At 61.6% G+C, this 23,468-nt stretch carries 20 protein-coding genes and 1 pseudogene; 6 read left to right on the top strand and 15 right to left on the bottom strand.

The features are described 5' to 3' along the window. Positions 1-17 precede the first annotated feature (17 nt). The 3 genes from ACQKEN_RS01160 to ACQKEN_RS01170 all read right to left on the bottom strand — a co-directional run bounded on the left by ACQKEN_RS01160 (position 18) and on the right by ACQKEN_RS01170 (position 2,363). Positions 18-737, bottom strand: coding sequence for a hypothetical protein (locus ACQKEN_RS01160; RefSeq protein ID WP_427683059.1), 720 nt, complete (start codon positions 735-737; stop codon positions 18-20). 96 nt (positions 738-833) lie between these two features. After that, complete coding sequence (locus ACQKEN_RS01165) at positions 834-1,484, bottom strand: hypothetical protein (RefSeq protein ID WP_427683061.1); 651 nt, start codon at positions 1,482-1,484, stop codon at positions 834-836. A 72-nt stretch (positions 1,485-1,556) separates the two neighbouring features. Next, positions 1,557-2,363, bottom strand: coding sequence for a hypothetical protein (locus ACQKEN_RS01170; protein ID WP_427683063.1), 807 nt, complete (start codon positions 2,361-2,363; stop codon positions 1,557-1,559). A gap of 242 nt (positions 2,364-2,605) precedes the next feature. Here ACQKEN_RS01170 and ACQKEN_RS01175 point away from each other — a divergent pair, with 242 nt between their 5' ends. Next, positions 2,606-4,537, top strand: coding sequence for a RecQ family ATP-dependent DNA helicase (locus ACQKEN_RS01175; RefSeq protein WP_427683065.1), 1,932 nt, complete (start codon positions 2,606-2,608; stop codon positions 4,535-4,537). Positions 4,538-4,590: 53 nt separating this feature from the next. After that, positions 4,591-5,019, top strand: coding sequence for an acyl-CoA thioesterase (locus ACQKEN_RS01180; protein ID WP_427683067.1), 429 nt, complete (start codon positions 4,591-4,593; stop codon positions 5,017-5,019). Positions 5,020-5,089: 70 nt separating this feature from the next. On the opposite strand, the gene ACQKEN_RS01185 is transcribed toward ACQKEN_RS01180, so the two are convergent. From ACQKEN_RS01185 to ACQKEN_RS01200, 4 genes are all read right to left on the bottom strand, one after another. Then, the gene (locus tag ACQKEN_RS01185) at positions 5,090-5,551 is read right to left on the bottom strand and encodes a glycine zipper domain-containing protein (RefSeq protein WP_037016408.1); all 462 of its coding nucleotides are present in this window, start codon (positions 5,549-5,551) and stop codon (positions 5,090-5,092) included. A gap of 304 nt (positions 5,552-5,855) precedes the next feature. Then, complete coding sequence (locus tag ACQKEN_RS01190; protein ID WP_427683779.1) at positions 5,856-8,186, bottom strand: FdhF/YdeP family oxidoreductase; 2,331 nt, start codon at positions 8,184-8,186, stop codon at positions 5,856-5,858. Positions 8,187-8,188: 2 nt separating this feature from the next. Then, complete coding sequence (gene fdhD, locus ACQKEN_RS01195) at positions 8,189-9,028, bottom strand: formate dehydrogenase accessory sulfurtransferase FdhD (RefSeq protein WP_427683068.1); 840 nt, start codon at positions 9,026-9,028, stop codon at positions 8,189-8,191. A gap of 94 nt (positions 9,029-9,122) precedes the next feature. Continuing rightward, the gene (locus ACQKEN_RS01200) at positions 9,123-10,010 is read right to left on the bottom strand and encodes a LysR family transcriptional regulator (protein WP_427683069.1); all 888 of its coding nucleotides are present in this window, start codon (positions 10,008-10,010) and stop codon (positions 9,123-9,125) included. Positions 10,011-10,182: 172 nt separating this feature from the next. Here ACQKEN_RS01200 and lysM point away from each other — a divergent pair. Continuing rightward, positions 10,183-10,628 (top strand): annotated as a pseudogene (lysM, locus tag ACQKEN_RS01205) (peptidoglycan-binding protein LysM). A gap of 187 nt (positions 10,629-10,815) precedes the next feature. Here the strand turns inward: lysM and yrfG are convergent. Then, positions 10,816-11,478, bottom strand: coding sequence for a GMP/IMP nucleotidase (gene yrfG / locus ACQKEN_RS01210; protein ID WP_427683071.1), 663 nt, complete (start codon positions 11,476-11,478; stop codon positions 10,816-10,818). 96 nt (positions 11,479-11,574) lie between these two features. Here yrfG and nudE point away from each other — a divergent pair, with 96 nt between their 5' ends. Beyond that, the gene (gene nudE, locus ACQKEN_RS01215; RefSeq protein ID WP_122623475.1) at positions 11,575-12,141 is read left to right on the top strand and encodes an ADP compounds hydrolase NudE; all 567 of its coding nucleotides are present in this window, start codon (positions 11,575-11,577) and stop codon (positions 12,139-12,141) included. Further along, the gene (gene cysQ, locus ACQKEN_RS01220; RefSeq protein ID WP_427683073.1) at positions 12,138-12,980 is read left to right on the top strand and encodes a 3'(2'),5'-bisphosphate nucleotidase CysQ; all 843 of its coding nucleotides are present in this window, start codon (positions 12,138-12,140) and stop codon (positions 12,978-12,980) included. The genes nudE and cysQ overlap by 4 nt, the downstream gene beginning before the upstream one ends. A gap of 164 nt (positions 12,981-13,144) precedes the next feature. Here cysQ and ACQKEN_RS01225 read toward each other — a convergent pair whose 3' ends face one another. From ACQKEN_RS01225 to rfbB, 7 genes are all read right to left on the bottom strand, one after another. Then, the gene (locus ACQKEN_RS01225) at positions 13,145-13,612 is read right to left on the bottom strand and encodes a YiiD C-terminal domain-containing protein (RefSeq protein ID WP_427683075.1); all 468 of its coding nucleotides are present in this window, start codon (positions 13,610-13,612) and stop codon (positions 13,145-13,147) included. Beyond that, a complete protein-coding gene (locus ACQKEN_RS01230) occupies positions 13,605-14,981 on the bottom strand; it encodes a sigma-54-dependent transcriptional regulator (RefSeq protein WP_427683077.1) in 1,377 nt (458 codons plus the stop codon). Before ACQKEN_RS01230 ends, ACQKEN_RS01225 begins: the two co-directional genes overlap by 8 nt. After that, positions 14,978-16,792, bottom strand: coding sequence for a sensor histidine kinase (locus tag ACQKEN_RS01235; RefSeq protein WP_427683078.1), 1,815 nt, complete (start codon positions 16,790-16,792; stop codon positions 14,978-14,980). Before ACQKEN_RS01235 ends, ACQKEN_RS01230 begins: the two co-directional genes overlap by 4 nt. An 89-nt stretch (positions 16,793-16,881) precedes the next feature. Continuing rightward, positions 16,882-17,763 (bottom strand): dTDP-4-dehydrorhamnose reductase, encoded by an 882-nt coding sequence (gene rfbD / locus ACQKEN_RS01240; protein ID WP_427683080.1) that lies wholly within the window; start codon positions 17,761-17,763, stop codon positions 16,882-16,884. Further along, positions 17,760-18,305 carry a dTDP-4-dehydrorhamnose 3,5-epimerase gene (rfbC, locus tag ACQKEN_RS01245; RefSeq protein ID WP_427683082.1) on the bottom strand — a complete coding sequence of 182 codons (546 nt, stop codon included), beginning with the start codon at positions 18,303-18,305 and terminating at the stop codon, positions 17,760-17,762. Before rfbC ends, rfbD begins: the two co-directional genes overlap by 4 nt. After that, a complete protein-coding gene (gene rfbA / locus ACQKEN_RS01250) occupies positions 18,302-19,177 on the bottom strand; it encodes a glucose-1-phosphate thymidylyltransferase RfbA (protein WP_192171323.1) in 876 nt (291 codons plus the stop codon). Before rfbA ends, rfbC begins: the two co-directional genes overlap by 4 nt. Continuing rightward, the gene (gene rfbB, locus ACQKEN_RS01255; protein ID WP_133773633.1) at positions 19,174-20,253 is read right to left on the bottom strand and encodes a dTDP-glucose 4,6-dehydratase; all 1,080 of its coding nucleotides are present in this window, start codon (positions 20,251-20,253) and stop codon (positions 19,174-19,176) included. The genes rfbA and rfbB overlap by 4 nt, the downstream gene beginning before the upstream one ends. 296 nt (positions 20,254-20,549) lie before the next feature. Between rfbB and ACQKEN_RS01260 the strand changes: the two genes are divergently transcribed. After that, positions 20,550-23,468 carry an aminotransferase gene (locus ACQKEN_RS01260; protein ID WP_427683085.1) on the top strand — a complete coding sequence of 973 codons (2,919 nt, stop codon included), beginning with the start codon at positions 20,550-20,552 and terminating at the stop codon, positions 23,466-23,468.

The following is a 23,468-nucleotide window of genomic DNA, read 5'->3' on the forward strand; positions in this document are numbered from 1 at the left end:
ACTGCGGACGGATAGATCTACCCATCAGCTTTCGTCGTCACCGGAAAATCCTGAGTGATGTCGAAGCTGCCCTTCGCCACAACGCTCTTCGCATTACACAACTTCGCGTCGAACCCCGGATGGCGTTCGCCGTGCTCGGCCGCGTACGCAGCGGCTTCCCGTGTGCATTCGTCGGTGGGCTGTTCAGGGGACAGCGCTGCGTTGAACTGAAACGTACCGATCAACCGGTAGCGGTCGAGCAGTTTGTTGGGAGAGCTGAGTTTCTCGATTTTGCTGAAGACGAGCTGGACGTTGCTGTTGTTGCCGCCCTTGTCCGCGTCGAAATATTGATAGTACGAACCGGTGTCGTAGGACGCGCTGTTTTCATCGTGGGCCACTTCGACGCGGCCACCCTGAAACATGATCGCTTTCTTCTCCTGATCAGGGTTGTCGAAGGAGAACCCAAGGATTGGCCCGATGCTCACCTCATTGCGGTCGCCTTCGGCTTCCTGGTCCGCGCTCAGTGTCAGCCAGTTGGAGCCAGGCAGTTTGCCGGGCAGGAAGCCAACGGCTACCTGATCCCCCGTCGCCTGGTAGTGCAGATTGAGAGCGCCGCTCACGTCCACCGTCATTGACTTCGACAAACCACGCGCGTCGGCAGTGGCCGGAGCGGGTTTATCGGCGTCGCTGTCGCCGCACCCCGCAAGCGTGGCAATCGTGGCAGCGAGCAAGAACGGCAGGTAGCGGGTGTGAATCATGGGGTCTTCCTGAAGTGATCGGCGTGAAAGCCTCTGCTTGGCGAAAGGTATGACCATGAATTCGGAGGGAGGATCGCAACGTCGCGTAAAAAGTTGCTAACCCATGGGGTTGAAGCCGCTCGCTGCGCTGCAATAGCGCTGATGGGAAACGTCATCGCCGCCTTTGCGGCACTCATTCCGGAACCAGATTTTCGCGCCTTTGCGGCACTCACGGAACTCGATTGAGCCGCGCCGCAGGTTTGCGCAGACGCTGGTGCTGTCGATCTGATTATCCAGAACCAGCCATTGTGCGGTGTACCAGCCTTTGCCGTCCCACTGCTGGACAAGCCTGGTTTCGCTGAACTGCTCATGCTGTCTGGCGACCCGCGGCTGGCCCGCTTTGAACTGTGCCATATACGCCGCAGAAACCATGCCCTGAGCTTGCGGGTTGTCGCGGGGTTGTGGGTGTTGGCCGAAGCGGCAACGCACGACGGACTCGTCAATCACGTTGCCTTCCTTGATGCAGTCCGCCAGAGGCTGCGGGACGTCCGCCCGGGATTGCGTGACAGGGCGGCGTGCTTCAAAGGGTGTTGGTTTGACCTCGACGTCGCGGAGGGCGGGAGGCGCGATCTGTTCGGGACGCCGCTCATGCAAGAAGAGGTAAGCACAGCCGGCAATGGCGACCATCAGCAGGAAAACGTTACGGTACAGCGTCGAGCCAGCAACGACGCGGCGGCGGGGCCGGAGATCGTCATCGTCAGCACTCATACGCTCGCCGCGTGTCCAGTCGTCCGGGTCATGCTTCATCCGGTCTGGCCCTTTCAACGCGATGAGGTGACATCAAGGCTGATACGTCCGCGCGGCTTCACAATATTGCGCTTGGGCCAGTTTGTTCTTGTCGCTCTTGTCTTTGGCGACGCGTTTGCTCCAGTCGCTGCACATGTCTTTGAAGTACGGCGCAGCGGCGCGGCGGCATTCGCGGTGCTCCACGCTATCGGCGAGAAAGTTCATGCACACGCTGCTGACCTCGACGTGATTGTTGTAGATGCGATAGCGGGCTTCGTAACGGTTGCGGCCGTCAATTTCACGGATGAACACACCTGCCACTTCATAGCGTCGCGCGGGCTCGGTTTTGGGCTTGGCGGCAACGGTCTTGTAGTTGGCGAGGTAGCGTTCAGAAACCATGCCCTGGGGGCGTGGGGCTTTGTAGTCAGCAGTCTGGGCCTCACCAAAACGGCAGTTTATGACGTCTTGATCAATCACATTGCCTTCTTTCAGGCAGGTGTCGAGCGGCCGTGCGCTGGCGGTTTGCGCGGCATCAGCCTTGGGTGCGATGTAAACGACTTGTTCGACGTTACGCACTTGAGCGACGGGCTGTGCCGGCTCGGGCTCGCTCACGACTTCCGGGATGGGCGGGGTGGGAATGACCGTTGCTGCCGGCTTGGGTGTGCGAAACATCTGGGCGATCAGAAAGATGATTGCGATCAGCAACGCCAGGCAGATCAAAAGGCTGCTCAACGGCCAGTTGCTTTTGCCCGATAGCACCGTGCGCCGGGCGGGGTGAGAGCCGAGCACAACGTCGAACTGGTCGGGGGCCAGTCGTTGCATGATGAGCCCGTCATCCTCGGGCTGGGGCGTGGATTGCATTGCCTCTCCTTGGCGAATCTTGGGTTGTCGAGCGGTTTGCAGTCGAACGGGGGGCCTGACGTGCAGCGCTTGAAAGCGTCGCGCGAGATTAATCGTCGCAATGACGTTTTGCCAGCACTGCGCGCGGTGTTCGTATCCGGGATGTATCCTGTCCGATATTTCTGTAATGGTTTAGGTGTATTGCGCCCGGACCCACCGCGCTATGGTTCACGCCCTTGCGACGGTCAAAGGAGTGGCAGCACATGCATCAAACCCTCGAGCAGGTTTTCGGTTATCGGCAGTTTCGCGCCGGACAAGAGGCCGCCATCAGTGCGGTGTTGGCAGGGCGGTCCGCCGCGGCGATATTTCCCACGGGTTCCGGTAAATCCCTCTGCTATCAGCTGCCGGCATTGCTGCTGCCGCATCTGACGTTGGTGGTGTCACCGCTGTTGGCGCTGATCCAAGACCAGTTGGCCTTCCTTCAGCGACACGGCATTGCGGCGGCGAGCATCGACTCGGCGCAAAGCCGCGATGACGTGGCCGATGTCATGGCCAGGGCGCGCTCCGGTGAGCTGAAAATCCTGATGATTTCCGTCGAGCGCCTGAAGAACGAGCGTTTCCGGCATTTCATCACTCAGGTGCCGATCTCCCTTCTGGTCGTGGACGAAGCGCACTGCATCTCCGAGTGGGGCCACAACTTCCGGCCCGATTACCTCAAGCTTCCTGACTACCAGCGCGAGTTCAATATCCCCCAGGCGCTGCTCCTGACCGCGACCGCGACGCCTCAAGTCATCGATGACATGCAGAGCAAGTTCGGCATCCTGCCGGACGATGTGGTGACAACCGGTTTTTATCGGCCCAACCTTACCCTGCGGGTTGAGCCCGTTGCCGGCCGGGACAAGCGCCGGCGTCTGGTGGAGTGGCTGGGAGAACGGGCCGGGCAGCCGAGCATTGTCTACGTCACGCTGCAGAAGACCGCCGAGTTCGTGGCAGCTCATCTGTCGCAGAACGGTATTCCGGCGTACGCCTACCATGCGGGCCTGCCCCACGATAAGCGCGAGTCGATCCAACGCCAGTTCATGGACGGGCGTCTGAACTGCATCGTCGCCACGATTGCTTTCGGCATGGGCATCGACAAGAGCGACATCCGCAACGTCGTGCATTTCGATTTGCCCAAATCCATCGAGAACTACAGCCAGGAAATCGGTCGTGCGGGCCGGGACGGGGCGACGTCGGAGTGTCTGGTGCTCGCCAATCGCGACAGCCTGAACGTGCTGGAGAATTTCGTGTACGGCGACACACCGGAGCAGGAAGGCATCCTCCGGGTGCTGGAAGACCTGCAAGGCGCGCGTAACGACAGTCAGTGGGAGTTTCTGCTGGCGCCCTTGTCCGACCTCAGCAACATTCGCCAACTGCCGCTCAAGACGCTGCTGGTGCAGCTGGAACTGCGCGGGATCATTGCGCCGCGCTATTCGTATTTCGCGGAATACCGGTTCAAATACCTGATCGAACCGCAGGTGTTGGTGCAACGGTTTCAGGGGGAGCGACGCGAGTTCGTGCAGGCGCTGACCGAAACATCAAGCCGGGCGCGCACCTGGGCAACCGTCAACTTCGACGCGATGTATCAGCAGTATCAGGCCGAGCGCGGGCGTGTTGTGACCGCGCTGGATTTCTTTCAGGAGAAGGGCTGGATTGAACTTGAAAGCAAGCAGATGACCGAGGTCTACAGCCTGATCGCCGCCGACTTCGACGCGCAGGCGCTGAGCGAGGAGTTGCATGACTACTTCGTCCATCACGAAAAGACCGAAGTCGCGCGCATCCACGCGATGCTCGAACTGTTCGCCAGCGAGCAGTGCCTCAGTCATCGTCTGGCTCACTACTTTGGCGACGACCGTGCGCCTGAGCATTGCGGTCATTGCTCGGTGTGCGAGGGGCATGTGGCCGTGCTCCCCGAGCCGCCAGCCCTGACGCCTTTGAGCGAGCAGGACTTCGCGGATCTGTGCAGCGAGTTCGTCGGCAAACACCTTGAAGCCCGAGGGCATGAACCGGGCGCGGAGTGCCTGACGCGGTTTCTCTGCGGGATCAGCGTGCCAATGTTTACCCGGCTAAAGGCCCGCAACATCGGCGGGTTTGCGGCGCTGGAGGCGTATCCGTATGCCGAGGTGCGTGAATGGATTCAGAGCCAGATTCAATAGCGGTCACGGATTTCATGAGCGAAAAAAACGACAGACAAACCGGAGGGAGCCACATGAACGACACCCCGCAGCGCGCCGACTACCGCCATTTCCAGCCGATCGTCACGCGCTGGCACGACAACGATGTGTACGGCCATATCAACAATGTCACCTACTACAGCTTCTTCGACAGCGCCGTGAATACCTACCTGATCGAGCAGGGCGGGCTGGATATCCATGACGGTGAGGCGGTGGGCTTTGTGGTCAGTTCGTCGTGCGACTACTTTGCGTCGATTGCCTATCCGGAGCTGATCGAGGTTGGGCTGCGGGTTGGCAAGCTCGGTAACAGCTCGGTGCAATATGAGCTGGCGGTGTTCAAGGCGGGGGAAGACGAGGCGCGGGCGGCAGGCCGCTTCGTGCATGTGTTCGTGAATCGGGCGTCCAATCAGCCGGTGCCGATCCCGTCGGGGTTGCGGCAGGCGCTTGAGCGATTGGTGATCTGAAAATGAAACCGGCCGCTTTATGGGCGGCCGGTGTTCATCGTTTCAGATGCGCGCGTCAGACTCGACGGCATCAGTCACGATGGTGCTTGCGATGACCGTACGCGTGACCGCGACCGTGTTTGTAGTCGCGGCGATCGCCACGGTAGCCGCGGCCTCGGTCGTCGTCACGGCGGCTTTCGTCGCCCATGTAGTTGCCGAGTGCGCCGCCTGCGCCGCCGCCTGCTGCGGCGCCGATCAGGCTGCCAGTGCTGCCACCGACACTGCGGCCAATCACGTTGCCGCCCGCGGCACCCAGGCCGCCGCCGATTGCGGCTTCGGTACGGTTCCGGCGGTTGGCGCCCACTGCGCCACCGGCCGCGCCGCCAAGGCCGGCACCGATTGCCGAACCTGTGCTGCCGCCGACCTGTTGGCCAACGACAGAGCCGAGTACCCCACCCAATGCGCCGCCCACGCCGGCCGTCACGTTATCGCCTGCTGAGGCAAAACCGCTGACCAGTGAGAACGACAACAACAGAATCGAGGAATACTTCATGTATGGATGCTCATAGGGATGACGCCGCGATCCTGCAAGGATGAAGAAAATGTCACAATCTAAATCCGACGAATAGCACGACCTGTATACAAAACGCTAACTTATTGTTTTGGCTTGGGAACCTAAGTCAGGTCGGCGAGTCATACGCTACTTGATAAAGGCCCGAATCTCGCGATTCGGGCCTTTTTTTGTGGCTGCGAGGAGGGTGAGCTTTCTTGCGATGAGGGTCGCCACATCCGCTAACTATCCAGCGGTTGATAGATTCCCTTCGCGAGCAAGCTCACTCCTACAGGACATGCGCAGATCAAATGATCCGCGCGGTCTCCGCATGTCGCTCCAGCTTGATTGCGACGAACTTGGACGTTGGCGTGCTGCTGCCGTCGCCCACGCTTTCCAGCGGCACCAGGGGGTTCACTTCCGGGTAGTACGCGGCAGCCTGGCCGGCCGGGATGTCGAACGGCAGCAGCGTGAAGCCTTTCACGCGACGCGTGATGTCATCGCCCCAGATCGACACGATGTCCACCTTCTGACCGGGTACGAAGCCCAGACGAATGATGTCGGCCTCGTTCACGAACATCACGTCACGCTGACCTTTCACGCCGCGATAGCGGTCGTCCAGGCCATAGATAGTGGTGTTGTACTGATCGTGAGAACGCATCGATTGCATGATCAGGTCCGGCACGATGCCTGTTCCACGCACGCTTTCGTGCACCAGATCGCTCGGCAGCACGTTCGCCTTGAAGTTGGCCCGCGCACTTGGCGTGTTCCAGCGGCGGGAGCCTGCGGCGTTGCCCAGATAGAAGCCACCCGGGTTCTTGATCTTCTCGTTGAAGTTCTGGAACGACGGAATGGTGTCGGCGATCAGGTCGCGAATACGGCTGTAGTCTGCCACCAGCCACAGCCAGTCCACCGGCTGCTTGCCCAGCGTTGCATTGGCGATGCCCGCCAGGATCGCAGGCTCGGAACGCATCTGCGGCGACAGCGGCTTGAGCTGACCGTTGGACGCATGAACCATGCTGAACGAGTCTTCAACCGTTACCGCTTGCGGGCCTTCGGCCTGGATGTCGATGTCGGTACGGCCGAAGCACGGCAGAATCAGCGCTTCCTTACCGTGGGCCAAGTGGCTGCGGTTGAGCTTGGTGCTGATCTGGACGGTCAGGTCGCAGTTGCTCAGGGCTTCGAAGGTGCGCGGGCTGTCCGGGGTTGCCTGGGCGAAGTTGCCGCCCAGACCGATAAAGACCTTCGCGCGGCCTTCCAGCATCGCGTGAATCGCTTCGACGACGTTATGGCCGTTTTCACGCGGCACCTTGAACTGGAAACGTTTCTCCAGCGCATCAAGGAAGAACGCCGGTGGACGCTCGTTGATGCCCATCGTGCGGTCGCCCTGCACGTTGCTGTGGCCGCGCACCGGGCACAGGCCTGCGCCAGGCCGGCCGATGTTGCCGCGCAGCAGCATCAGGTTGGAAACTTCCTGGATGGTCGGCACCGAATGGCGATGCTGAGTGATGCCCATCGCCCAGCACATGATCACGTTCTTGCCTTTGGCGTACATCCGCGCGGCGAGCTCGATGTCGGTCAGTGGCAGACCCGACTGCTCGACGATGAACTCCCACGAGGTGTCGTCGATGGCGGCCAGGTACTCCAGCACGCCATTGGTGTGTTCGTTGAGGAACGTGTGATCGAACACCGATGGCTCGTTGTTCGCCTGGGCTTCACGTTCCCACTGCAGCAGAAACTTGGCCATGCCGCGCAGCAGGGCCATGTCGCCGCCCAGTGCCGGACGGAAATACGCCGTGTTGGTCGGCTCGGAGCCGTTGCTGAGCATTTCCAGCGGGTGCTGAGGGTGCTGGAAACGTTCCAGGCCACGCTCTTTCAGCGGGTTGACGCACACCACTTGGGCGCCACGTTTGACCGCTTCACGCAGCGGCTCCAGCATGCGCGGGTGATTGGTGCCCGGGTTTTGGCCGAGCACGAAAATCGCGTCCGCGTGTTCGAAGTCTTCGAAGGTCACCGTGCCTTTGCCGACGCCCACGCTTTGGGACAGCGCAACACCGCTGGCCTCGTGGCACATGTTCGAGCAGTCGGGGAAGTTGTTGGTGCCGTAGGCACGCACGAACAGCTGATACAGATAGGCCGCTTCGTTGCTGGCACGGCCCGAAGTGTAGAACTCGGCCATGTTCGGGTTCGGCAGATTGTTCAGGTGCTTGGCAATCAGCGCAAAGGCGTCGTCCCAGGCAATTGGCTTGTAGCGGTCGGTCTGGGCGTCGTAGACCATTGGCTCGGTCAGACGGCCCTGATATTCCAGCCAGTAATCACTTTGTTCGAGCAGCGCGCTGACGCTGTAGCGGGCGAAGAAGGACGGGTCGACGCGGCGCTTGGTCGCTTCCCAGTTCACCGCCTTGGCGCCGTTCTCGCAGAACTTGACCATGCCGCTTTCCGGCGAATCGCCCCACGCACAGCCCGGGCAGTCGAAGCCGCCGTTCTGGTTGGTCTTGAGCATCGTGCGGATGTTCTTCAGGGCGTTGTCGCTGGTCAGCCAGAAGTGGGCGACGCTGATCAATGCGCCCCATCCGCCGGCCGGCCCTTTGTAGGGCTTGTAGCGAGGGGTCGATACTTTGTCGGCTTCTTTATGCATGCTCACGCTTGATTCTCCAACGCAGGACTGTAAACCCGCGGCGCACTGTGTTTAGGCAGATGAATGAGGTTGAGGTTGTGGCGGCGAGCCCATTGCAGCGCCAGGCCGGTCGGCGATGACAGGCTGACAAGGGTCTGAATGCCGGCACGTAATACTTTTTGAATCAGTTCGAGACTGCAGCGGCTAGTAACGATAGCCAGCCCGCCCGTGGTCGGGATGTTCTGGCGAATCAGTGCGCCGATCAGCTTGTCTAGAGCGTTATGTCGGCCGATGTCTTCACGACCTAAAAGAATTTCGCCCTTGGCGTCCATGAACATAGCGGCATGAACCGCGCCGCAGTGTTCGCCCAACGGCTGAAACTCCCCCATGCGCGCGCGCAGGCCTTTCAGCCATTCAGCGGGGGGAAGGGGCGCGCCGGGCAGGACGTTGAGCTCGGGCAATGCCTGCTCGACGGCTTCGACGCCACACAATCCGCAACCGCTGGTGCCAGCCAGTTGCCGACGCTGGGTCTTCAGGTTCCAGAAGGCACGGCTGGCGATTTCGACTTCTGCGGTCTGCGCAGAACCGCAACCACCGAGCTTGATGTCGTAGATCTCGTCCGGTGATTCAATGAGCCCGCTGCCGATGCTGAAGCCGACGATAAAGTCTTCCAGATCGCTGGGCGTGACCAGCATGACGGCCTGACTGATGCCGTTATAGGCGATCGCCAGCGCGACTTCCTCGGCAAGCACGTTGGGCTCGCTGACGTCGTGTTCGAGGTTCGAGTAGCTGTAGGACTGGCTTGCGGCGGGCGCGGGCAGTTGCTGTGCGGGCGCCGTGATATCCATGTGCTTGGCGTGCATCGGGAGTAACCGGCAGATTGATTAGGCTTAAGCCTAGGCCTCCGGTCGGATAACGTCTAATCGCTAGTACTGATGCACCGATAGATGACGTCGATCAACTCTCTTCCATCATCGTGTGATAGAGCGCCAGACAGGCTTCAGCCAGTGCCGACCGCGGCGCTGAGCGACGCATGATCAAGCCCAGCCGAGCCAGGGTCTGGGCGTCTTCGATAGGTTGCAAACGCAGATGCTCGGTGAGCGATTCCAGCCCGCCGTCCAACGGCATGATCGCGCAGCAGAAGCCGCCATGAACCGCTTGCAGCAGCTGATGGACCGCATCGGTCTGAATGATCGGCTGCGGATGGAGGCCGCGGCTGTGGAAGTTGTGATCGATGGACTGCCGAAAGTGCATGCCGCTGGTGAGCAGACCCAAGGGGAGTTCGGTGAGGCTTTCCCAGCTTGAAGTGGCTTCGGCAAAGCTGAAATAACGCTGGTCGTACATCACGCCCATACGGGTTTCGGCCAGTTGCAACGAGTCGAAGCGCTCGGAATCCAGTCGGTCCAGGTACGAAACCCCGAGGTCCAGGCGGTTGCTGGCGAGCTGATCGAGGATCTGCTCGGAGCTCAGCGATGAAAGCTCGAAGCGCATGTTTGGGTGCAGGGAATGCAGGCGTTGCAGCAGTGGCAGCGGATCGAAGTTCGAGAGCGGCACCACCCCCAGTCGCAACGTGCCGACCAGATGCCCGCGACAAGCGGCCGCTTCAGCCTGCAGACCGTCGTAGGCTGCCAGCACCGTGCGCGCCCATGCCAGAACGCGTTCGCCCGGCGCGGTGAACCCTTCGAAGCGTTGGCCGCGATTGACCAGCGGCAGATCCAGCTCTTCTTCAAGGCTGCGCAGACGCATCGACAGTGTCGGCTGCGTGATATGGCAGCGCGCAGCGGCTTGCCCGAAGTGTCGGGTCTCGTCGAGGGCGATCAGAAATTTCAGCTGTTTAATGTCCATCTTCATTCCTTGAGGCACTGGCTGGCCCGGCGAAGTCTATCGCGACCGAACGTCGAATGGCTTGAAACCTTGGGGCGCGGCATCGGGTGGCAGTTTTGTCGGGCAATGTCAGCGGATTAGATGTTGCGCGGGGAAACCACAACGACATCACAAGGACACCAAGGAGAAACCCATGAGTCTGTTCAGTTTTGTGAAGGAAGCCGGCGAGAAGCTTATCGACCGGCTCACCCCAGGAAACGCCAATGCCAGGATGAGCTGAAAAAGCACATCGAGTCTGTCGGGTTGGGCAATCCCAACGTCCATGCAACGGTCGACGGCGACAAGATTACGTTGACGGGCGAAGTCGCCAGTCAGGAAGAGAAAGAGAAGGTTGTATTGGCTGCCGGCAACATCGCCGGTGTAGGCAGTGTTGATGATCAACTGACTGTCGCCGCCGGCGCACCTGCCGTAGTTGCCGCGACGTTTGTCACTGTCCAGAAGGGCGATACGCTGAGCGCTATTTCGCTGCGCGTTTATCACGATGCCAACAAGTACCAGAAAATCTTCGACGCCAACAAGCCGATGCTGAAGGACGTCAACAAGATCTATCCAGGTCAGGTTCTGCGTATTCCTGAGTAAGGGCAGTCGTGCTAGCCGTACGGCAATCACGTCCCACTGGCCGTACGGCAATCACCGTTCGCGCTGGCCGTACGGTGATTAATTGTAGGAGCGCGCTTGCCCGCGAAAGATTTGTACATCCAATGCAGATGAGTCGGATGTACCATTTTTCGCAGGCAAGCGCGCTCCTACAGTTGTTTTGCGGTGCTTATAAGCCCTGTATCAACGACCGATAATCCTCCACGGCTTCGAATTCTTCGGTGTCCTTCGGGCCTTTGCGGCTGTCCGGCTCGCGCACGGCCAGCAAATGACCGATCCCGTATCGTCCTGCGCTGCGCAAGATCGGCAAGGTGTCGTCAATGAAAAGACTGCGCGCAGGATCGAACTTGATGTCGTTTTGCAGCGCGTCCCAAAACTGCGGGTTTTCCTTGGGATAGCCGTAGTCATGGGAGCTGATCAGACGCTCGAAGTAGGGCGCCAACTCCAGTCTTTCCATCTTCAGTGACAGCGAGTCGCGGTGAGCATTGGTGATCATGATCACCCGTTTACCGGCCTGCTGGACGGCTGCCAGAAACGTCTCGGCGTCGGGGCGCAGGGCGATGAGGTGGGCGATTTCGACTTTCAGGTCTTTCACCGGCAGGTTCAGCTCCGAACTCCAGAAGTCGGTGCAGTACCAGTTGAGGGTGCCGGCGTTTTTTTCGAACAGCGGCATCAATTCCAGTTGCGCCATCGCCAGGCTGACCCCGTGCACCTCGGCATAGCGCTTGGGCAGATGCTCCAGCCAGAAGTGATTGTCGAAATGCAGGTCGAGCAGCGTGCCGTCCATATCCAGCAGAACGGTGTCGATATCGCGCCAGGGCAAAGAAGGCATACAGGTCTCTCGGCGTTGGATGAGTCGCGTGGGTTTGCGGCGAAGACATCCGCAAAAGCCACGGTATAGTAACCCGTCTACGCCAAGGAGCTCGTCATGCAGCAGAAACCTACCGTCCTCTCTCGCGAAATCGTCGCGAGCAGCCGTCTGTTCCGCGTTGAAGAAGTGCAGTTGCGCTTTTCCAACGGCGTCGAGCGTACCTACGAGCGGCTGGTCGGCAGCGGCAGTGGCTACGGCGCGGTGATGATCGTGGCCATGCTTGATGCAGATCACGCCGTACTCGTCGAGGAGTACTGCGGCGGCACTGACCAGTACGAGCTGTCGCTGCCCAAAGGGTTGATCGAACCGGGCGAAGACGTCCTTGCCGCCGCCAATCGCGAACTCAAGGAAGAAGCCGGTTATGGCGCGCGTACCTTGGTGCATCTGACCGAGCTGTCGCTTTCGCCGGGCTACATGAGCCAGAAAATCCAGGTCGTACTGGCCACCGATTTGTATGAGGAAACGCTGCCCGGCGACGAGCCTGAGCCGATGCGCGTGGACAAGGTCAATCTGCGTGAGCTTTCCAGTCTGGTTCAGAACCCGCAGTTCACCGAAGGGCGCGCGCTGGCTGCGTTGTACCTTGCCCGCGATCTGCTGGCCGAACGGGGTGATTTCTTGCCATGAACCCGACATTCGCCCATTTGCCGCACCCGCTGCTTGCCCCCGTCATTGAGCTTTGCCGCCAGGCCGGCGAAGTCATTCTGCCGTTCTGGCGCTCCGGCGTGGAGGTTACGGTCAAATCGGATGACTCGCCTGTCACGGCCGCTGACCTGGCGGCCCATGAGCTGTTGGTGGCGGGCCTCAAGGCGCTGGACCCGAGCATTCATATCCTGTCCGAAGAGGACGCGAACATCCCGTTGAGCGAACGCAGCCAGTGGCAACGCTGGTGGCTGGTGGACCCGCTGGACGGCACCAAGGAATTCATTGCCGGCAGCGAAGAGTTTACCGTCAACGTGGCGCTGATCGAGAACGGTCGCGTGGTGTTTGGCGTGGTGTCGATGCCGACCAATAACCGCTGCTATTTCGGTGGCGCCGGGCTGGGTGCGTGGCGCAGTGACGACGCGCAGCATCTGGCGCCGATCAGCGTGCGCAGTGAACCGGGCGCGGGGGAAGCGTTCACGGTGGTCGCCAGCCGTCGTCACTCCAGCCCCGAGCAACAGAGGTTGCTGGCCGGTTTGTCGGATGTGGTGGGTGAGCTGCAACTGACCAACATCGGCAGCTCGCTGAAGTTTTGCCTGCTGGCCGAAGGGGCAGCAGATTGCTACCCGCGTCTGGCGCCGACGTCTCAGTGGGACACCGCTGCTGCACAAGGTGTGGTGGAAGGCGCGGGCGGCGTGGTATTGAACCTGGACGGCACGACCTTCGATTATCCGGCGCGCGAGACGTTGCTGAATTCGTTCTTCCTGGCGCTGCCGGGGGAAGCCACGTGGCGTGGCGCGTTGCTGGCGCTGGCGCTGACCTGAAGCTTTCGGTTCCCTCGTAGGAGCGTGGCTTGTCCCGCGATCGGCGACGCAGTCGTCGCAGATGCAGCGCTGGGTTTTCCAGAGCGAATTGCACCGATCGGATTTGCGACCGCTTTGCGATCGATCGCGGGACAAGCCACGCTCCTACAGGTGGAAGGATGTGTTCAGCGATGCAGCACGAACTGCCCGACGAACTCCACAGCCGTTTCTTCAGATCCATCAGCCACGATCCAGGTGTGCAGCGCCAGTCGCGCGCGGCCGCGGCGTTGGTAGAGCTTCAGAAATTTCTCCCAGTTCGCTTCATCCGGTGCGTCGCAAATGGCGACGCCATCGCGAGTGACCGGCAGGGGATAACTGATCTGGCCGTCCTGGATCACGATGTGCCCGTCGTCGATCCCGACTTCCTTGAGCCGCAAATACAACCAGCCCCAGCCCGCCAGTACCGCACCGCAGTACAGGCTACCGCCGAACAAGGTGTTCTTGTGATTGACGTTAGGTGCCAGCGGCAGGTGCAGGCGGAGCTGGTGGTCTCGCCAGCCCAGCACCTTGATGCCCATCTCACGGGTGAGGGGAATGTCCCGGTGCAGCACCGTTTCCAGGCCTTCAGCGGACAAGCAGTCCCGATCATTCATTGTCGTCGGACCCCGCACCGTTGAAGGTCAGCCCGTGCTTGCGCAGTTTGTCGTGCAGGGTTTTGCGGGGCAGGCCCAAGGCTTCGGCGAGGCTGCGGACCGAGCTGTGCGGGCGGGTCAGTTCGGCGGCAATCAACGCCCGTTCAAACGCTTCGACCTGCTCGCTCAGGCCGCCATTGGACGCCACCAGATCCGGCTGCGCGGCGCCTTCCAGTTCCAGCTCAAGGCCCAAGGCGAAACGCTCGGCGGCGTTCTGCAGTTCGCGCACGTTGCCCGGCCAGGTGTGACGCAGCAGCAGCGCCCGGTGCCCCGGCTGCAATTCGTGGCGTGGCAGGCCGTGGCGCAAACTGGCGGTGTCGGCGAAATGCTGGAACAGCACCAACGCGTCTTCGCCACGCTCGCGCAACGGCGGAATGCGCAACGGCGCGACGTTGAGGCGGTAATACAAGTCGGCCCGGAACCGTCCCTGATCCGCCGCCTGGCGCAGGTCCTCCTTGGTCGCCGCGATCACCCGGATGTCCAGCGGGATCTGCTGGTTGCCGCCCAGGCGCTCGACCACGCGCTCTTGCAGCAAGCGCAGCAGCTTGACCTGAACGTCCATGCTCATGCTTTCGATTTCATCAAGAAACAGCGTGCCGCCATTGGCGAATTCGAACTTGCCGATGCGACGCTTTTGCGCGCCGGTAAAAGCCCCCGATTCGTGGCCGAACAGCTCGCTTTCCACCACCGACTCGGCCAGCGCCCCCGCATTGATGGCCACAAACGGACCGTTACGGCGGTTGGACAAATCGTGCAGCGCGCGGGCGACCACTTCCTTGCCGGCGCCGGTTTCGCCAAGAATCAACACGTCGGCCTTGGTCGCGGCCAGCGCGCCGATCTGATCGCGCAGGCGCTGGATGGGGGCGGACAACCCCACCAGTCGAGTGCTCAATTGCTGACGGTCGCTCAGCTCAAGGCGCAGGCTGCGGTTGTCCAGCACCAGCCGGCGCAGCGCCAGGGCGCGCCGCACGCTGTCGAGCAGTGCGTCGCTGGCGAAGGGTTTTTCCAGAAAATCGTAGGCGCCCGCGCGCATGGCCTGCACCGCGAGCGGCACGTCGCCGTGGCCGGTGATCAACAGCACCGGCAACTCCGGATCCTGGACGTGGAGCTGATTGAGCAGTTCGAGGCCGTCAATCCCCGGCATGCGAATGTCGCTGACGATCACCCCCGGCCAGTCGCGCTCGATGCGCGCTTGCAGGCCTTTGGCGTCGCTCAGCGGCAGGATTTTCAGACCGGCGAGGTCCAGCGTCTGGCTCAGGGCCTGGCGCAGGTGCGGGTCGTCGTCGATCAGCACCACCTGAATGCGGCTGTCGATGGCGTCGATGCTCATGCAGATAAGTCCTCAGACGGTTGAAGGTTGACGCCCGAGGCGCCGGTGCGCATGCGCAACGTCAGCAGCGCGCCGCCTTCCGGGTGATTGGCAAACAGCAACTCCCCGCCCAGTGCGCGCATCAGCGTATCGCAGATCGCCAGCCCCAGTCCGAGGCCCTGAGTGCGCGTCTTGGTGGTGAAGAACGGCTCGCGGGCGTGTTCCAGTGCCTCTTGTGAAAACCCGGGGCCGTTGTCGCGGATGAACAGATTGACGCCTTCGGCGTTGTACTCGGCGCTGATCCACAACTTGCGCGGCGGGCCTTTTTCGGTGAGGGCGTCCAGCGCATTCGCCAGCAGATTGCCCAGCACCTGACGCAGGCGCGTCTCACCGGCCTGTACCCACAAGGTCGCGGCGGGCAGGTCACGAATCAGCTCCACCTCCATTCCGCGTCGACGCTTGGCGAGCAGGGCCAGCGCATCGTCCAGCGCCGGCTGCAACGCCACGCTTTCAGGTGCATGGCGGTCGCGCCGGGCGAAGGCGCGCAGGTGCGCAATGATCGACGCCATGCGTCCGGTGAGTTCGCTGATCAGCTTGAGGTTGCCGCGGGCGTCCTCCGTACGCTGATGGTCGAGCAGCACTTCGGCGTTTTCGGCGTAACTGCGAATCGCGGCCAGTGGCTGATTGAGTTCATGGCTGATGCTCGCCGACATCGTGCCCAGCGCCGACAGCTTGCCGGCCTGAACCAGTTCGTCCTGGGCGCGAAACAGTTCCTGCTGCGCCTGCTCGCGTTCGAGGACTTCCTGGCGCAACCGCTGGTTGACGCCTTCCAGGTCACAGGTCCGCTCGGCGACGCGCACTTCCAGTTCACGGCGCGCCTTGGCCTCGAAGTTGATGCGATCCAGATAATGCCGCCGGCGCTGCATCATCAGCCCAAGCAGGAGTATCAGCACCAGCAACGCACCACCGCCAATGGCAACCACCGTCCGCACCGGCCTCGACACCAGCATCTGGGGTGCGAGGATGTTCACGCTCCAGCCGGTCTCGTCGATCTGCTGGGTCTGCTTAAGCCAGCCGTTTTCATCCAGCTGCAGCGGGCGCGGATCGCGGGTCGGGTAGGGCTGGATGGCGACGATGGCCTGCTTTTCTTCCTCGCTGAGCGGGCGCGTGGCGCGGAAACGCCAGGCGGGGTTGGAGGTCAGGATCACCACGCCGTTGTGGTCGGTGACGAGCAACTGCTCCGGCGTCTTGCCCCACAACGTCTCGGTGAGGTCCAGGTCGACTTTGACCACCAGCACGCCGATCACGGTCTCGCCATCGCGCACAGCGGCAGCGAAGAAGTACCCGCGTTTGGCTGACGTTGTGCCCAAGCCGAAGAAGCGGCCAAGGTTGCCGGCCATGGCGTTGCTGAAATACGGGCGGAAGGCGAAGTTGCGGCCAACGAAGCTGTCGCGCTTGTCCCAGTTTGACGCAGCGAGGGTGTCGCCGTTCGGGGCCATCAGGTAGATCACCTCGGCGCCGGTCTGCCGGGCGGTGTTCATCAGCAGCACGTTGGCCTGGGCCTGGGCGTGCTTGTCCTGGGGGTTCGCCAGCATGGCGCGCAGGCCGGGCAGGTCGCCAAGAATCTGCGGCAGGACTTCATAGCGGTGCAGCGTGCCCAGCAGGTTGGCGACGTACAGGTCGAGGGTCTGGCGATTCTGGCTCAGCAGCTCATTGCGGTAATAGTGTTCGGCCAGGCGTTCGAGTGGCCACAACAGCGGGGCGAGGATCAGCGCCAGCAGGGCAAGGCTGCGCCAGCGGGGACGGCGGGGAAGGGCGTTAGTGCTGATCATGGAATCGCCGGTGGGTTCGTTGCGGTGTAGCGCGGCTGCGGATGAATCATTATTCCGCAGCCGCTCAACATCGAGTCGGCCCATTATGCCTACCGCTGCTGCGCTAAGCACTCCAGCAACGCATCGTGCCAGTCGGGCTGGCTGACGCCCCATTCTCTCTGCAACAGGCTGCAATCCAGGCGCGAATTAAGCGGGCGTGCGGCCGGCGTCGGGTAAGCGCTGGAAGCAATCGGCTCAAGCGTCGCGCAGGGTTTGCCGCTGTTGATCAATTGCTGACCAATGGCTTCAGCGAACCCGAACCACGACGTCTCGCCGCTGGCGGTCAGGTGATAAACACCCCAGGCACCTGGCGCCCCGTCACGCCAGCGTTCAATCAGCGCAGCGGTGCTGGCGGCGATGGTACCGGCCCAAGTGGGTGCGCCGATCTGGTCCGCAACGATCGACAGCTTCTCGCGCTCCTGCAGCAAGCGCTGCATGGTCAGCAGAAAGTTGCGCCCGGTCAGGGAGTAAACCCAGCTCGTGCGCAAAATCAGATGCTGCCCGCCCGCTGCAGCGATGGCCCGCTCGCCCGCCAGCTTGCTGCTGCCGTAAACGCCCAGCGGATTCGGCGCGTCGGACTCAACCCACGCGCCATCCTTGCTGCCATCGAACACGTAATCGGTGGAGTAGTGGATCAGCGGAATGCCCATGGCTGCCGCTTCTTCAGCGAACACCCCGGGGGACGTCGCGTTGATGGCGAAGGCCAGGTCCGGCTCGCTTTCGGCCTGATCCACTGCCGTGTGCGCGGCGGCGTTGATGATCAGGTCCGGCTTGATATCGCGAACCACCGGGCGGATGGATTCCGGCTGACTCAAATCCAGCTGATCACGGCCCAGCACGATCAGCTCGCCCATGTTCTGCAGGCGTTGCTGCAGCGCCTGGGACACCTGGCCCTGTTGCCCGCTGATCAGAATCCGCAGCGGCGCACTCATGGAAACAGGTCCGCGTCTTTCAGGAGCTTGCCGACCTGATCCTTGGCCGACAATTGAGGCGCTTCACTCAAGCCCCAGTCGATGCCCAACTCAGGATCGTCCCAGCGAATGCAGCGCTCGGCCGACGGCGTGTAGTAGTCGGTGGTCTTGTAGAGGAATTCTGCGTAGTCGCTCAACACCACGAAGCCATGGGCGAAACCCTTGGGAATCCATAGCTGACGAGCGTTCTCGGCAGACAGCTCCAGACCGAACCACTGGCCGAACTGCGGCGAACTGCGACGGATGTCGACAGCGATGTCCAGCACGCGGCCAACGGTCACGCGCACCAGTTTGCCCTGCGGGTTGTCGATCTGGTAATGCAGCCCGCGCAGGACGCCTTTTTGCGAGCGCGAGTGATTGTCCTGCACGAACTGATCGGCGACGCCGGTGGCCTCGGCAAAGGCCCGGGCGTTGAAACTTTCGTAGAAGAAGCCACGCTCATCGCCGAACACCTTGGGTTCGATGATGAGGACTTCAGGCAACTTGCTGGCAACCACTTTCACTGACTTTCCCCTGCGATCTTGAACAGGTACTGACCGTAGCCGGTCTTGCCGAAATAGTCAGCCCTGTTCAACAGGTGAGCGCGGTCGATCCAGCCGTTCTGGTAGGCAATCTCTTCCAGGCACGCGACTTTCAGGCCCTGACGGTGCTCGATGGTCTGCACGTATTGCGACGCGTCCAGCAGGCTGTCATGAGTGCCCGTGTCGAGCCAGGCGAAGCCGCGGCCGAAACGTTCGACGCGCAGGTCGCCGCGCTTGAGATAGGCGTTGTTGACGTCGGTGATCTCCAGCTCGCCGCGCGGGGACGGCTTGACGTCCTTGGCGATCTGAATGACTTCGTTGTCGTAGAAATACAGACCGGTCACGGCGTAGCTGGATTTCGGCGCCTTGGGCTTCTCTTCGATGGACAGCGCGTGGCCGTGCTCGTCGAAGTCGATCACGCCGAAACGCTCCGGATCCTTGACCCAGTAGCCGAACACGGTCGCGCCGGAGGTGTTGTCCGCCGCACGCTTGAGCTGCTCGCTGAAGTGCTGACCGTGGAAGATGTTGTCGCCGAGAATCAGGCACACCGAGTCATCGCCGATGAACTCTTCGCCAATCAGGAATGCCTGCGCGAGGCCGTCCGGCTTGGGCTGCTCTTCGTAATGAAAGCGCACGCCGAACTGACTGCCGTCACCCAGCAGCGCCCGGTATTGCGGCAGGTCCAGCGGCGTCGAGATGACCAGGATGTCCTTGATCCCGGCCAGCATCAGCACCGAGATCGGGTAGTAGATCATCGGCTTGTCGTAGATCGGCAACAGCTGTTTGGAGACCCCGAGGGTGATCGGGTGCAGGCGCGTGCCCGAGCCGCCGGCCAGTACAATTCCTTTAGTCATGCGATCAGTTCCTTCACGTTGGTGCCCAGGCGTTCGCCCTGATAACTGCCGTCTTGCACGTTGCGGCACCATTCAAGATTGTCGAGATACCACTGCACGGTTTTGCGCAGACCGGATTCGAATGTCTCTTCCGGCGTCCAGCCCAGTTCGCGTTCGATCTTGCTGGCGTCGATGGCGTAGCGCATGTCATGGCCCGGGCGGTCGGTCACGTAGGTGATCAGGTCCGCGTAGTGGGCCACGCCTTTGCGCTGTTCCGGCGCCAGCTCTTCGAGCAGCGCGCAGATGCCGCGCACGACATCGATGTTCTTTTGTTCATTGTGGCCGCCAATGTTGTAGGTCTCGCCGACCTTGCCCTCGGTCACCACCTTGAGCAGTGCGCGGGCGTGGTCTTCGACGAACAGCCAGTCACGCACCTGCAAGCCATTGCCGTACACCGGCAGCGGCTTCCCGGCCAAGGCGTTGAGAATCACCAGCGGGATGAGCTTCTCGGGGAAGTGGAACGGGCCGTAGTTGTTCGAGCAGTTGGTGACAACCACTGGCAGCCCGTAGGTGCGTTGCCAGGCGCGAACCAGATGGTCCGACGCCGCTTTGCTGGCCGAATACGGCGAGCTTGGCGCATAGGGCGTGGTTTCGGTGAACAGGTCGTCCACGCCATGCAGATCGCCATACACTTCGTCCGTGGAGATGTGATGGAAGCGGAAGGCTGCGCGCTCGGCTTCGGGCAAGGTCAGCCAGTAGCTGCGGGTCGCCTCCAGCAGGCTGTAGGTGCCGACGATGTTGGTCTGAATGAACTCCGACGGGCCGTCAATCGAACGGTCAACGTGGGATTCAGCCGCCAGGTGCATGATCGCGTCGGGCTTGAAGCGCGCCAGGACTTTGCTGACTGCAGCCTGGTCAACGATGTCTTCTTGCACGAACTCATACCGAGTGTTCGTGGCAATGCCCCGCAGCGACTCAAGATTCCCTGCGTAGGTCAGCTTGTCGAAATTGAGGACGTCGTGATCGGTGTTGTTGATCAGATGACGGATCAGCGCAGAGCCAATGAAGCCGGCGCCACCGGTAACAAGTATTCGCATGGATAAACCTTCTTCCCTGGAAAGACGTAAGACGATATAGACGTAGGGCGATGGAGCATAGCTTGTGGGGCCTTGCTGACCGGCGCAAGGAGCAATCCACCGACAAGCGATGATATTAATTGATGGCCCATCGCAATTAGCGCCATAAAACCGCCGCAGGTGTTTCACGGACTTAACGCCTGCCTTATCTATCGGTCTTTCAACGTATTTCTTTATTGGCAAATGACGCGGGGTTGATTAACGGTCGCGCAACTGGCGATATTGTTTGCGCACTTCTATCCCTCAGGACTCCCTCCATGTCGCTCGACACCTTGATTCGCCGCTCCAGCCTGCCATGCCCGGACGTTGACGCCGCGCAGGCCGCCGAATGGCTGGCGACGCATTACGGGCTGTCGGGCACGTTGAAAGAGCTGGGCAGCCATCAGGACCGAAACTTCCTGCTGGACTGCGCTGACGGGCGACGGTTCGTACTGAAGATCTGCCACGGTGCTTACTCGGTCACTGAGCTTGCCGCGCAACACGCAGCGCTGCGGCATTTGAGTAGAGAGCCGCAGGTGCGCGTGCCGGCAGTACTGCCGGCGCTGAAGGGCGAGGATTTGCTGTCCGTCGAGCACAATGGGAATGCCGTGCACCTGCGCCTTCTGGAGTTTATCGACGGGCAATCACTGGCCCATGTGGCGCATTTGAACCGGCACATCGTGACCGGATTGGCGCAGCTCTGCGCCCGAGTCGATGCAGCGCTGGCCGGGTTCGAGCACCCAGGCCTGGACCGTGTGTTGCAGTGGGACCCGCGACACGCCTTCGCGTTGATCGAGCACCTGCTCCCGGTCATTGCCGATGCCGATAAGCGCTCCTGCATCGCCGAGGCCGCCGAGCAGGCCCAGGCCTATTTGCTGCCGCTAGTGGCGTCGCTGCCGGTGCAGGCGATTCACATGGACATCACCGAGTACAACGTGGTCTGGGCCCGGGATGCCCATCGCCAGTGGCAGCTTCAAGGGCTGATCGACTTCGGTGATCTGGTTAGCACGTGGCGCATCGCCGATCTCTCGGTGACCTGCGCCGCGCTGCTGCACCACGCCGGGGGCGATCCGTTTTTCATCCTGCCCGCCATTCAGGCCTATCACCAGATCAACCCGCTTCAGAGCGAGGAGCTGCTGGCGCTTTGGCCGTTGATCGTTGCGCGCTCGGCCGTGCTGGTCTTGAGCAGCGAGCAACAGGCGAGCATCGAGCCGGACAACGGTTATATCCAGGCCAATCTGGCCAGCGAGTGGAACATCTTCGATGTCGCCACCTCCGTGCCGATTGCGCTGATGGAAGCGGCGATTATTGACGCGGTGGGTGAATGGGAAGTGGACGAAGAGGCCGAGCCGTTCTCGCCGCTGTTGCCGAGCTTGAGCGGGCAGGCCTTTACCCTCCTCGATTTGGGTGTGCTCAGTGAGCATTTCGTAGCGGGCAATTGGGAACACAGCGGCATCGACGAGCGATTGCTGAAAGACGCCGCTCAACGCCACGGGCTGGCCGCCAGTCGCTATGGCGAATACCGGCTGTCCCGCACGCTGCCAGACAGTGCAAAAGAGCCGGACACCTTCGCACTGCATACCGAATTGCAAATCCCCCACGGGACCGCTGTTCATGCGCCGTTTGCCGGCAGCCTGCGTCACACGGCCGACGGCGCGTTGCAGTTGGTGGGCGCCGAAGTGAACCTGCGTCTGTGGGGCGTGCGCTCTGATTTTGACGCCGGCGTCGAGTTCGGCGCGGGCGACGTGATCGGGCAGGGCGGCGGCGCGTTGATCGTGCAGCTGTGTTCGGAGCCGAATGTGAGCCCGCCGCTGTTCACTACGCCTTCGCGGGCAGCCGCCTGGCGTGCGTTGTGCCCGTCACCCAAGGGGCTGCTGGGTTTCGATTGCGATGCGCCTGCGTTGGCAGATTCTGCTGCGCTGCTTGCCCGTCGCGATGCCAGTTTTGCCCGTTCGCAAAAGCATTATTACCAGGCCCCGCCGCAGATCGAGCGCGGCTGGCGCAACCACCTGATCGACATGCAGGGCCGTTCTTACCTGGACATGCTCAACAACGTCGCGGTGCTCGGTCACGGCCACCCGCGCATGGCCCAGGTTGCCGCGCGGCAATGGTCGCTGCTCAACACCAACTCACGCTTTCATTACGCGGCGATTGCCGAGTTTTCCGAACGGCTGCTGAAGCTGGCGCCTGCCGGGATGGATCGGGTGTTTCTGGTGAACAGCGGCACCGAGGCGAATGATCTGGCGATTCGTCTGGCCTGGGCCTACAGCGGCGGGCGCGATGTCTTGAGCGTGCTGGAGGCTTATCACGGCTGGTCGGTGGCGACCGATGCCATCTCGACATCCATCGCCGACAACCCGCAAGCGCTGAGCACGCGGCCGGACTGGGTGCATCCGGTGGTCGCGCCGAATACCTATCGGGGCGAGTTTCGTGGCGCGGACAGCACGCCGTTCTACCTGCGCAGCGTCGACGCGCACTTGACCGCGCTAAAGGAGCAAGGTCGGCAAGTGGCGGGCTTCATCTGCGAACCGGTGTACGGCAACGCCGGCGGAATCTCGCTGCCGCCGGGTTACTTGCAGCAGGTGTACGACAAAGTTCGCGCCCAGGGCGGCGTGTGCATCGCCGATGAAGTGCAGGTGGGTTATGGCCGTCTCGGTCACTGCTTCTGGGGCTTTGAGGAGCAGGGAGTAGTGCCCGATATCATTAGCATGGCCAAAGGCATGGGCAACGGTCATCCCCTCGGCGCCGTCATCACCCGTCGCGAGATCGCCGAAGCGCTGGAAGCCGAGGGCTATTTCTTTTCGTCGTCCGGCGGCAGCCCGGTGAGTTGCCGCATCGGCATGGCAGTGCTCGACGTCATGGAAGAAGAAAAGCTGTGGGAAAACGCCCGCGTGGTGGGCGGCTATTTCAAGGAGCGCCTGCTGGCGCTGATCGACAAACATCCGCTGGCCGGCGCCGTTCACGGCTCGGGCTTCTATCTGGGGCTAGAACTGGTACGCGACCGCGAAACGCTGGAGCCTGCAACCGAGGAAACGACCTACCTGTGTGATCGTCTCCGTGAGCTGGGGATCTTCATGCAACCTACGGGGGATTATCTGAATATCCTCAAGATCAAACCGCCGATGGTGACCAGCCGCCGGAGCGTGGACTTCTTTGTCGACAGCGTGTCGAAGGTGCTGAGTGAGTTAGAGGGTTAA

Origin of the sequence: Pseudomonas sp. NPDC078416 (genome assembly GCF_050268485.1) — a bacterium.
Taxonomy (GTDB): domain Bacteria; phylum Pseudomonadota; class Gammaproteobacteria; order Pseudomonadales; family Pseudomonadaceae; genus Aquipseudomonas.